The organism is Collinsella aerofaciens (genome assembly GCF_039836695.1).
GTDB classification, from domain to species: domain Bacteria; phylum Actinomycetota; class Coriobacteriia; order Coriobacteriales; family Coriobacteriaceae; genus Collinsella; species Collinsella aerofaciens_BD.
Map to the genome: position 1 here is coordinate 1 of NZ_JBDPAC010000036.1, position 11,302 is coordinate 11,302.

Here is an 11,302-nt window from a genome sequence, read left to right on the forward strand (position 1 = left end):
GCACCACAACGGTACGGGCGAGAAGGGCACCGGCCGCTGGCGCGTTAAGGGTATTGGCGAGCATGTGAACAAGCCTGGCATCCCCACCACCGACTGGGACTGGATCATCTATCCCGAGGGTCTGTTCGACCTGCTCGTCTACATTAAGCAGCGCTACCCCAACTACAAGCAGATCTTCATCACCGAGAACGGCATGGGCTACAAGGACCCCTACAAGGACGGTTTTGTGGACGACCAGCCGCGCATCGACTACATTGAGCAGCACCTGCGCTGGTTGCTCAAGGCCATGGAGGTTGGCGTCAACGTAGGCGGCTACTTCCTGTGGAGTCTGCAGGATCAGTTCTCCTGGACCAATGGCTACAACAAGCGTTACGGCTTCTTCTACGTTGACTTTGAAACCCAGAAGCGCACGCCCAAGGCAAGCGCATACTGGTATAAGCACGTGGCGCAGACCCGTCGTCTGGACTAGCGGCTTGCGACGAGCGGTTGGCGGAATTGCCCCGCTCACATAACCTGTCCCCATTTCTCAGCCGGGGGCGGCACGTCACACGGCGCGCCGCCCCCGGCCTTTTTGTGCAGGTCGGAAGCCGTTTGTCTCGATCTGTAACATCTAGCCGAGTTTTTCGGTCCTAACTGTTACAGATTGAGATGAACAGGATTGCTCTTTCCGAAGAATCTAAATCTGTAACACGTAGCCCGCTTTTGACCGTCTACCTGTTACAGATCGAGACAAACGGAGTAGGACCTAACCCCGTATGTCCCTAACAGTCGAGCGTTCGACCAGCGTACTCGGCACATGAATCGCCTCGATAGACGAGCTCTCTCCAACCGCCGCCTCAAACGCAAGCTTACCGACACCGCGCAAATCAAATCGCAGCGTCGTCAGCCGATTGTGAGGAACAAGTCCCTCGAGTGCGTCGTCGATACCAACCACGCTCACGTCGTCGGGCACGGACAGGCCCGCGTTCTCGAGCGCGGCGATAACACCCAGCGCCATCTGGTCATTTGCCGCAAGCACGGCAGTCGGCGCCTGCGACCCGCCGGCAAGCACCTCGGCGGCAATCCGCTCGCCCATGGCGTACCCACTGTCCGCACTCCAATCGCCACGCAGCATCGGAGCGGCATCGACATGAGCACGACCCAGCGTATCGCGCCAACCGGCCTCACGAAAACGCGAGGAAATCGAGCTTTCCGGACCCGCCACAAACCGCATATTCGAGTGACCATGTTCCAGCAGATAATTGGTCAACAGCTCGCACGAACCATACTGGTCGGAGTCGATCGTCGTGCAGCGCGGATGCGCATACATGGACAGGATGACCGTTCGCACTCCCGGCTGGGGAACAAACTCCTCAAAATCGGGAGCCATGCGGTTCATGTTGAGAATCATGCCGTCGACGGGTCGCTCGACCATGCGGCGCGAGGCATCGGCAAGTGTATAGGGCTTGTCGCCGCCCATCTCGATCATCGTGATGGCAAAATCGTGCTCGCGCGCCGCTTGCATGATACCCTCGAGCGTCGCCAGGTTACCGACACGTGTGATGTTGTACATGCACAGGCCAATAGAACGATACGATCCGCCGCGCAACGCCGCTCCAGCAAAATTGGGACGAAAGCCCAGCTCTTCCATGGCGGCCAGCACACGCTTGCGCGTCTTTTCCGTCACGTTGGGCATACCGTTGACCACGCGAGACACAGTCTGGCGGCTCACGCCAGCGAGCGCCGCAACCTCTGCCGCGCTCGCCGAACGACCATTCCTTGTCTGCTGAGCCATGCCTTCCACGCTAACCTGCTTCCCAACTATTCCCCGCGCCCATGGCGCATCGTACATACATTGATAACGTGCTCATGATACCCGAGCCATATACCACAACATGAAAACTTCTGTCAATCAAAACCGCTTACCGAACAAATACAACCGTTCGCGGCTGTTTGAAGTTGTTTTGTTTCTATACATCCCAGCCGGATGTTAACGTGCTCATTGTCAAATGTTCACGTGCTTATTTTGGTTCTAATCATTTTAAGATAGTGTTTATCGGGCTTTTTCACCGCTGAACGCTAACCAGGGAGCCTCATGAGCGCAAACGCACAATATCGAACAGTGAGACGAGAGGGTGTATACATATGTCTTTGCTAAACCGCGTACAGCAGCTGCCGAAGGGCTTTGTTTGGGGCGCCGCAACCGCCGCGTACCAAACGGAAGGTTCCACGAAGGTGGCAGGCAAGGGTAAGACCATGTGGGACGATTACCTTGTCGCCCAGGGTCGCTTTTTGCCCGACCCGGCCAGTGATTTCTACAACCGCTACGAGGAGGATATCCGCCTTTCTGCCGAGCATGGACTCAACGCCATCCGTGTGTCCATCGCCTGGACCCGCATCTTCCCCAACGGCGACGATGCCGAGCCCCTCGCCGAGGGCGTTAAGCACTACCACGAGCTGTTCGCCTGCTGCAAAAAGTATGGCGTCGAGCCCTATGTGTCCCTGCATCACTTTGACTCCCCCGCCGCCCTGTTCAACCAGGGCGACTGGCTCAACCGCAAGACCGTCGACGCCTATGTGCGCTATGCCGAGTTCTGCTTCCGCGAGTTCCGCGAGGTCAAGAATTGGTTCACCATCAACGAGCTCATCAGCCTCTCGCACTCCCAATACATCCAAGGCAACTTCCCGCCCAACCATCACTTTGATGTGACGAGCGGCATCCAGAGCCAGCACAACGAGCTCGTTGCCCACGCCCGCGCCGTCAACCTGTATAAGGATCTTGACGAGACCGAGCACCTGGGCGGACGCATTGGCATGGTCAACGTCCTGACGCCGGCATATCCTGCCACCGACTCGCCCGCCGACCAGCACGCCGCCGACCTGTACAACGCCTTCTACACCGACTTCATCATGGACGGCGCCTTCCTGGGTCACTACTCCGCGCGCACCCTCTCACTCATCAACGAGATTCTGCGTGCCAACAACGCCACACTTACGGTTGAGGACAGCGACATGGAGGAGCTCGCCAAGGCGGCGCCCCGCAACGATATGTTCGGCCTCAACTACTATCAGTCGGCGTTTATCGCCGCCTACGATGGCGAGTCCACCAACAGCTTTAACGGCACCGGAGACAAGGGCACCTCGTGCTTTAAGTTTAAGGGCGTCGGGCAGCAGGTCGATATGCCGGGTATCCCCACCACCGACTGGGATTGGCTCATCTACCCGCAAGGCCTCTACGACACGCTCAAGCGCATCAGCGCCACCTATCCCAACCTCCCCGTCATCTATATCACCGAAAACGGCCTGGGCCACAAGGACCCCGAGCCCGACGCAAACGGCATCGTCGCCGATCCCGAGCGCATCGACTTTGTCGACCAGCACATGGAGAAGGTGCTCCAGGCGCGCGCCGAGGGCGTCGACGTCCAGGGCTACTTTATCTGGAGCCTGCAGGACCAGTTCTCGTGGGCCAATGGCTATAACAAGCGCTACGGCCTGTTCTACATCGACTTCGACACGCAAAAACGCTACATCAAGCAGTCGGCACTCTGGTACAAGGAGCTCGCCGACACCATGGCGGACGCGCAGTAGCGCATCGCCTCGCTTTCTCCCGAGAAGGGAGCGGCCCTATGCGATACAAACCCAGCCGCTCCCCTCTCTCCCCCTGGGACCGACCCCGCCTGCACCCGGGCTTTTAGCAAGCGGGAGACCATATAGGTTTTCAATGTCCATGCCATTAAGATTTCATGCAAAGAGGAGCGTGAACTATGGAATCGATCGTTAAGTTCTTGGAGAAAGGTCAGCCGTACTTCGACAAGGTCTCTAAGAACATCTACCTTCAGGCCATTAAAGACGGCTTTTTGGCAGCAATGCCCATCATCCTGTCTTCTTCTGTCTTCCTGCTTATTTCAACCCTGCCGGGCGTTGTCGCCACGGTCGGCGGCTTTACGCTGCCCGACTGGTGGAACGTCGACGTCGTGAACTTCTGCAACAAGGTTTACAACTTCACGATGGGCGTCGTGGGCATCATGGTCGCCGGCACCACCGCAAGCGCGCTGACCGGCTCCAAGAACCGCCGCATGCCTGCCGGCAAGGCCATCAACGCCACGAGCACCATGGTCGCCGCCATGTGCGCTATGCTCATCTTGGCCGTTACCCAGACGAGTGCCAAGATCGACGGCGCCGATGTCTCGGTGTTCTTTACCGACAACATGGGCACCAAGGGCCTACTGAGCTCCTTTGTCGCCGCATTTGCCACGGTCAACATCTATGCCTTCTGCATTAAGCGAGACATCACCATCAAGCTGCCCAAAGAAGTCCCCGGCGCCATCGCCCAGAACTTCCGCGACATCTTCGCCTTCAGCTTCTCCATCCTGTTTGTCGCCGTCATCGACGTTATCTGCCGCACCTGCTTGGCCGTCCCGTTTGCCAACGTCATCTCCACGCTGGTGAGCCCGCTGTTCGCCGCTGCCGATTCCTACGCCGGCCTCGCCCTCATCTGGTTCATGATCCCGCTGTTCTGGTTCATGGGCATCCACGGCCCCTCGGTCGTTAAGCCTGCCCTCAACGCCGCGCTGTTTGGCAACATCACCACCAACCTCGCCACGCTGCAGGCCGGCGGTCACCCCGCCCTCGCCCTGACCGAGAACTTCGGTAACTACATCGGCGAACTCGGCGGCACCGGCGCCACGTTCATTGTCCCGATCATCTTCCTGCTCTTTATGCGCTCCAAGCAGCTCAAGGCCGTCGGCAAAGCCTCTGTCGTACCCGTGATGTTCGCCGTCAACGAACCGCTGCTGTTCGCCGCGCCCATCATCCTCAACCCGTACTTCCTGATCCCGTTCCTGTTTGCCCCCGTGGCCAACGTCCTCATTGGTAAGTTCTTCATCGACTTTTTGGGCATGAACGGCTTTATCTATGCCATGCCGTGGGCACTCCCCGGACCGATCGGCACCTTCATCGACACCAACTTCCAGCCGATCTCTCTGGTCCTGGTTGTCGTCCTGCTGGTCGTTGACTTCTTAATCTACTACCCGTTCTGCAAGGCCTACGACAACGTCCTGTGCAAGCAGGAGGCCGAGACCCTGGCCGAAGAAGAGGCCGAGGAGACCAAGGCCGTCAAGACCGCTGCCGCCCCCGCCGTTGAGGCTCCTGTTGTCGAGACCGCTTCTGCCACTGAGGCCTCCGCAGCTCCGTCCGCCCTTAAGGGCAAGGATCTGAGGGTTCTGGTTCTGTGCGCTGGCGCCGGCACCTCTGCACTGCTCGCCAACGCGCTTAAGGAAGGCGCCGACGAGCTGGGCATCGACATTACCGCCAACGCCGGTGCCTACGGCAGCCACTACGCCATCATGGACCAGTACAACGTCATCGTCCTGGCTCCGCAGGTTCGCACCTATTACAACGAGATGAAGGCCGACACCGACCGCCTGGGCATCACGCTGCTGTCGCCCAAGGGCAAACAGTACATCGACCTCACTAAGGATCCCAAGGGTGCCGTCGCCTGGATCGAGGAAAACCTCGAGGCATAAGACGCTGACGCCACCTGCCGCTCGCAGAAAAAAAATGGCCCGTGCATCGATGCGTGATGCGCGGGCCATTTTGTTTAGACCGCACCCGTCCTCCTGTTCATCTTAATCTGTAACATCTAGCCGAGTTTTTGGGTCCCAGCTGTTACAGATCGAGGTGAACGCACAGGCCAAGCCAAAAATCTCAATCTGTAACATGTAGACCGCTTTTGACCGCTTAGATGTTACAGATCGAGACAAACAGATGGGTCAATCCAATCAATCTAGATCTGTAACACCTGGCTGGTCATTTCACTCCTAACTGTTACAGATCGAGACAAAGATGATGGCTGGGTAGACAAAATCTCAATCTATAACACCTAGTCGAGTTTTCGGGTCCCACCTGTTACAGATTTAGACGAGCAGGCCGAGCACGTCTACGCCCGCAGGTCTTTCACGCTGGAACGCTCGACCAACACGCCCGAGACGAGCGTACGGCTTCTGGAGCTCGGGGCTTCCAGACCTGCGACGACCTCGTTAAGCGCACGGATGCCCAGCTCGCGGTGGCGAAACTTCACCGACGTCAGAATCGAGTTGGGAATCGTCTTGTAGAGCTCATCGTCGAAGCCGATCACGGACACGTCGTCGGGCACACTGAGCCCTTTGTCACGTAGAGCCACCATCACGCCGTTTGCCATGCAGTCGTTAGCAGCGAGGACCGCCGTGCAATCGGGTTTATCGGCAAGCACAAGGCCCGCGGCATAGCCACTATCCGCATTCCAATCGCCTTGCAGAGGCTCGGGCGGCTCAATGCCACGTGCCTCGAGTGCCGCACGCCAACCTTTCATACGACACTGGCTCGACAGCGACTCTTTCTTACCAGAGACGAAGTATACGTTCTTGTGCCCGCGATTTAAGAAGTACTCGCACGCCATGCGCGCACCACCCTCTTGATCGTCACTAACGGTAGAGCAGGTAGGATGCTCCATCGGCGTGATAATCACCGTCTTGAGGTCCTTCGGTGCCTCAAAGGTATCAAAGTCATCGACCATCTGACGCAGGTTGAAGATCATGCCATCAACAGGCAGCTGCGACATCCTGCGCGCCGCTTCGGCAAGGGTCATCTTCTCCCCCGCGCGCTTCTTAATCATCGTGAGCGCGAAGCCGCGTTCTTCGGCGGCATCGGCGATACCGTCAATCATGTCCACAGCGCCGCCCGACAAGTGGAACATCACCACGCCGATGCACCCGTAACGGCCCAACTTGAGTGAACGCGCGGCAAAGTTGGCTCGAAACCCGAGCGCCTCCATTGCCGAATGGACCTTATCGCGTGTCGACTCTCGCACGCTATCGGGCTCGTTGATCACGCGCGACACCGTCTTGAGAGAAACGCCCGCGGCAACTGCCACATCATTCATTGAGACATTTTTCTTGTCCATCGTTGCCACTACTTCTCTAGTCGGTTTTGCATCGCTTGTTTTTTGCGTTCTAGCATACACTACCTGCCTGACTGATAAATCAACCGTTTACCGGACAATATCGACCGCTCACCCGTATATCCTTGTTGCTCTTCCAAAAATGTCTTACGTTGTCATTAACGAAATGACAACGTTGTCATTTCGCAATGCCTTCCTTATACAGGAAGGTTTCCGGGCAGTCCTGACCATCCATCGACGACCAGTTCCATCCACATGCATCGCGCATCGAGCAGCAAAGGAGCTCTATGGACGCCATCGTAAAGATGCTCGAAAAGCATCAACCGTTCTTTGAGAAGATCTCGAGGAACGTCTACCTCCAGGCCATTAAGGACGGATTCCTTGGGTGCATGCCCATCGTCCTCACCTCTTCGATCTTCCTGCTGATTGCCACCCTTCCTGGCGTAGTTGGCATCACGCTGCCCCAGCCGCTCATCGACTGGTGCAACAAGCTGTACAACTTCACCATGGGCGTCATGGGCATCATGGTCGCCGGCACCACTGCCAAGAACTTTACGGCTTCCATGAACCGTCGCATGCCCGCCGGCAAAGTGCTCAACGACGGCTCCACCATGGTTGCCGCCCAGTGCAGCATGCTGCTGCTCGCTGTTACGCAGTTCACCACCAAGCTCGACGGCTCCGAGCTTTCGGTCTTCGATTGCACCAGCATGGGCACGCGCGGTCTGTTCTCGGCCTATATCGCCGCGTTCATTACGGTGTGGGTCTATAAATTCTGCGTCTCGCGCGATCTGACCATTAAGCTGCCCAAGGAGGTCCCGGGCGCCATCGCTCAGAACTTCCGTGACATCATCCCCTTCGGTGGCGCTGTCATCATCTGCGGCATCATCGATATCGTCGTGCGCAACCTCATGGGTGTTCCGTTCTCTGAGCTGCTTATTAAACTGCTTTCCCCGCTCTTTACCGCTGCAGAAACCTATCCTGGCCTTATCCTTATCCAGGCAGCCACCGCGTTCTTCTGGTTCATCGGCGTCCACGGCCCCTCGATCGTCCAGCCGGGCATCGACCCCATCCGTCTTGCCAACCAGGCCGAGAACCTGCAGGTTCTGCTGGCAGGCGGCCACCCCGCCCACTCCCTCACCTTTAACATGTCGCTCGTGGGTGAGTTCGGCGGCACCGGCGCCACGTTCATCGTGCCGCTTCTGCTGATTCTCTTTATGAAGTCCAAGCAGCTCAAAGCCGTCGGTAAGGCCTCGATTGTTCCTGTTGCCTTTGCTGTCAACGAGCCGCTGCTCTTTGGCGCGCCGATGATCCTTAACCCCTACATGCTCATCCCCTTTGTTGCCGCCGGCTGCGTCAACGTGAGTGTTGCCAAGTTCTTTATCGATAACGTGGGCATGAACGGCTTCTCCTTCGTGGTGCCTTGGGCTACCCCTGCCCCCATCGGCATCTTCATCACCACGAACTTCCAGCTTATCGCCCTGGTGTTTGTCGCGATCGTCATCTTGCTGGACGCCATCATCTACCTGCCGTTCTTGAAGGCATACGATAAGCTGCTCTGCGACCAGGAGGCCGAGCGCGCCGCCGAGCTGGGTCTCGAGTCCGATGGTGCCGCTTCCGTCGCCGCCAACGCCTCTACGCCCGCTGTCGAGCAGGCCACCGCTTCCGTCGAGACGACCGTTGCCGCCGCCGACAGCAAGCCTGTCGCCGATCAGCCCGAGCCCGCTGCCGATGCATCCGCCAAGAAGGATGTCGATGGCCTGAAGGTCCTCGTCCTGTGCGCCGGCGCCGGCACCTCTGCCATGCTTGCCAACGCCATCAAGGAAGGTGCCGCACAGACCGGAGAGAACATCGCTTCCTCTGCCGGTGCTTATGGCCAGCACACTGCCATCATGGATCAGTACGACGTCATCGTGCTCGCCCCGCAGGTTCGTAGCTACTACAACGACATGAAGGCCGACACCGATCGCCTGGGCATTAAGCTGCTCGCCCCGCGCGGTAAGGAATATATCGACCTTACTCGCGACCCCGCTGGCGCCATCAAGTGGCTCCGCGAGAACCTCGACTAGTTCCTTCCTCTGTTGGTGCCCGGATCCCCAGTTCGGGCACCTCTCCCTATTCGTATCCCACAGAAAGGATGACTCATGACCAACCCCATGCAGTTCCCCGACGGCTTTGTGTTTGGCGGCGCCACCGCCGCTTACCAGGTTGAGGGTGAGACCCGCACGCACGGCAAGGGCAAAGTGCCCTGGGACGATTTCCTGGCTGCTCAGGGTCGCTTCTCCCCCGACCCCGCAAGCGACTTCTACAACAAATATCCGGTCGATATCGACTTGTGCCAGCGCTTCGGCATTAACGGCATTCGCGTCTCCATCGCTTGGAGCCGCATCTTCCCCAGTGGCACCGGCGAGATTAACCCCGAGGGTGTCGCTTTCTATCACGAGCTTTTCGCCACCTGCAACAAAGCTGGCGTTATCCCCTACGTCACGCTCGATCACTTTGATACGCCCGAGGCCTTTTACCAGAACGGCGGCGAGGGTTTCCTGACGCGCACGACGATCGACGCCTTTGTCGAGTACGCCAAGTTCTGCTTTGCCGAGTTCACCGAGGTCAAGCACTGGTTTACCTTTAACGAGATTCCCGCAACCGCCGAGGGCAGCTTTATCGTCGGCAACTGGCCGCACGGCGAGAAGTACCGCCTGGACAAGGCCTTCCAGCTCATGCACAACATGATGGTGGCCCACGCCAAGGCTGTCGTCGCCTTCCATGAGGGCGGCTTTGAGGGCGAGATCGGCATTGTCCAGAACCTGGAGCCCAAGTATCCCCTCGATCCCAACAGCGCTGCCGACTGCGAGGCGGCTCGTATGGCCGACGTCATCAACAACCGCTGGGTACTCGACGCCACCTTCCGCGGCCACTATGCAGCCGACACCATGGAGGCCGCGACCAAGCTGGCCCATATCGCCGGCGGCGAGCTCGACGTCCGCGACGAGGACATCGCCGCGCTGACCGCCGCGCTCCCTTACAACGATTGCTTGGGCGTCAATACCTACAAGTGCCAGTTCCTGCGTGCCGCCGAGGGCGAAAACGACATCAACCACAATGGCACCGGCGACAAGGGCTCCTCGCGCTGGTTCCTCAAGGGCGTGGGCGAGTCATGCGTGCGCGAAGGCGTACCCACCACCGATTGGGACTGGATCATCTATCCCGAGGGCCTGTACGACCTGCTGCTGCGCATTAAGAACGATTACCCCAACTACAAGAAGATCTACATCACCGAGAACGGCATGGGCTATAAGGACGACTTCGAGGACGGCTTTATCGACGACGCCCCTCGCATCGACTACATGCGTCAGCATCTCGCATGGATCCTCAAGGCAATCGACGGCGGCGTGAACGTCGACGGTTACTTCGTGTGGTCGCTGCAGGACCAGTTCTCCTGGACCAACGGCTATAACAAGCGCTATGGCCTGTTCTACATCGACTTCGAGACCCAGAAGCGCTATCCCAAGGCAAGCGCGTACTGGTACAAGAACGTCGCGGAGACCGGCCTGCTCATGGCCTAACTTCAGCCGCGTATCCCCTGTCGGCCGCATGCGAATCCCTCCACGGGTTCGCATGCGGCTTTTTTGTTTTGGTGGGCCCGAGCGGATCATTCGTCTCGATCTGTAACATCTAGTCGAGTATTTCGGCCCTAGCTGTTACAGATCGAGACAAACAGAACGCCCGAGCAGAAATATCTCAATCTGTAACACGTAGCCCACTTTTAACCGTCTAACTGTTACAGATCGAGACAATAAGATAGTCAAATCCGAACTTTCCAAGCAGTTATAAAGCATGGTTTCTAGTTTTCGGTATCACGAACATACTTTCGGTATCATTTGATACCGATATGATACCGAAAACATATTCGGTCCCGCTGGAGGACTTCGTACGCTACCCAACCAAGTTGCAGGTTCACGAACTCCGTCGATCTTCCGAGCGCCCATGAATTCCTATTTGCGCGTCAAATCGCGTCACGTTGACACGTAAAATGGCGCGCAAATTTTTACGCGTCATTGTAAAGCGGTACCCCCGCGCCGGCAGGGGGCAGAAGTATCGTCTGTAGCATTAGCTAGCAGATGACCCGCGTATGTTCCTCGATGGCGACACGATCCTCGGCGGCGATGCCCGGCTCGCACACCACGGCGTCCAAGCTGTCCAGGCGGCAGAAGGTGTAGAAGTCGCGCTTGCCGATCTTGCTTGAATCGGCGATCAAGTAGCGCGAGTCTGCCTTGCTAAAGGCGAGCTGCTGGATACGGCCCTCGTCCATATTGGACGTAGACACATCGCCATCCAGAATGCCGTTGGCGCCGATAAACGCCGCGTCGATGCCCAACGCACGCAGGG

8 protein-coding genes are annotated in these 11,302 nt (G+C 58.0%); 5 read left to right on the forward strand and 3 right to left on the reverse strand.

Translation table 11 applies throughout. The features are described 5' to 3' along the window. Positions 1–469: family 1 glycosylhydrolase (locus ABG996_RS10385; RefSeq protein ID WP_347500987.1), on the forward strand; the 469-nt coding region annotated here is incomplete at its 5' end. A gap of 276 nt (positions 470–745) precedes the next feature. Here the strand turns inward: ABG996_RS10385 and ABG996_RS10390 are convergent. Continuing rightward, the gene (locus ABG996_RS10390; protein ID WP_347479675.1) at positions 746–1,774 is read right to left on the reverse strand and encodes a LacI family DNA-binding transcriptional regulator; all 1,029 of its coding nucleotides are present in this window, start codon (positions 1,772–1,774) and stop codon (positions 746–748) included. Between the two features lie 350 nt (positions 1,775–2,124). On the opposite strand from ABG996_RS10390, the gene lacG (ABG996_RS10395) reads away from it, so the two are divergent. Together lacG (ABG996_RS10395) and ABG996_RS10400 are read left to right on the forward strand one after the other, a co-directional pair. Continuing rightward, positions 2,125–3,567 carry a 6-phospho-beta-galactosidase gene (gene lacG / locus ABG996_RS10395; RefSeq protein WP_347479674.1) on the forward strand — a complete coding sequence of 481 codons (1,443 nt, stop codon included), beginning with the start codon at positions 2,125–2,127 and terminating at the stop codon, positions 3,565–3,567. Between the two features lie 176 nt (positions 3,568–3,743). Then, on the forward strand, positions 3,744–5,504 hold the full coding sequence (locus ABG996_RS10400; protein WP_022094682.1) for a PTS lactose transporter subunit IIBC: 1,761 nt from the start codon (positions 3,744–3,746) through the stop codon (positions 5,502–5,504). Positions 5,505–5,917: 413 nt separating this feature from the next. Here ABG996_RS10400 and ABG996_RS10405 read toward each other — a convergent pair whose 3' ends face one another. Beyond that, a complete protein-coding gene (locus tag ABG996_RS10405; protein ID WP_347484092.1) occupies positions 5,918–6,919 on the reverse strand; it encodes a LacI family DNA-binding transcriptional regulator in 1,002 nt (333 codons plus the stop codon). Positions 6,920–7,203: 284 nt separating this feature from the next. Between ABG996_RS10405 and ABG996_RS10410 the strand changes: the two genes are divergently transcribed. Both ABG996_RS10410 and lacG (ABG996_RS10415) read left to right on the forward strand, forming a co-directional pair. Continuing rightward, positions 7,204–8,982 (forward strand): PTS lactose transporter subunit IIBC, encoded by a 1,779-nt coding sequence (locus tag ABG996_RS10410; RefSeq protein ID WP_347479672.1) that lies wholly within the window; start codon positions 7,204–7,206, stop codon positions 8,980–8,982. A 75-nt stretch (positions 8,983–9,057) separates the two neighbouring features. Further along, positions 9,058–10,479, forward strand: a complete 1,422-nt coding sequence (lacG, locus tag ABG996_RS10415; RefSeq protein WP_197032106.1) for a 6-phospho-beta-galactosidase — start codon at positions 9,058–9,060, stop codon at positions 10,477–10,479. Positions 10,480–11,027: 548 nt separating this feature from the next. Here lacG (ABG996_RS10415) and ABG996_RS10420 read toward each other — a convergent pair. Beyond that, the coding region (locus ABG996_RS10420; RefSeq protein ID WP_488350344.1) for a DeoR/GlpR family DNA-binding transcription regulator at positions 11,028–11,302 on the reverse strand (275 nt) is incomplete at its 5' end.

Bases quoted from the DNA above. Each gene is read 5' to 3' on its own strand.
- ABG996_RS10390 (WP_347479675.1), bottom strand. From the start codon at position 1,774: ATGGCTCAGCAGACAAGGAATGGTCGTTCGGCGAGCGCGGCAGAGGTT.
- lacG (WP_347479674.1), top strand. From the start codon at position 2,125: ATGTCTTTGCTAAACCGCGTACAGCAGCTGCCGAAGGGCTTTGTTTGG.
- ABG996_RS10400 (WP_022094682.1), top strand. From the start codon at position 3,744: ATGGAATCGATCGTTAAGTTCTTGGAGAAAGGTCAGCCGTACTTCGAC.
- ABG996_RS10405 (WP_347484092.1), bottom strand. From the start codon at position 6,919: ATGGACAAGAAAAATGTCTCAATGAATGATGTGGCAGTTGCCGCGGGC.
- ABG996_RS10410 (WP_347479672.1), top strand. From the start codon at position 7,204: ATGGACGCCATCGTAAAGATGCTCGAAAAGCATCAACCGTTCTTTGAG.
- lacG (WP_197032106.1), top strand. From the start codon at position 9,058: ATGACCAACCCCATGCAGTTCCCCGACGGCTTTGTGTTTGGCGGCGCC.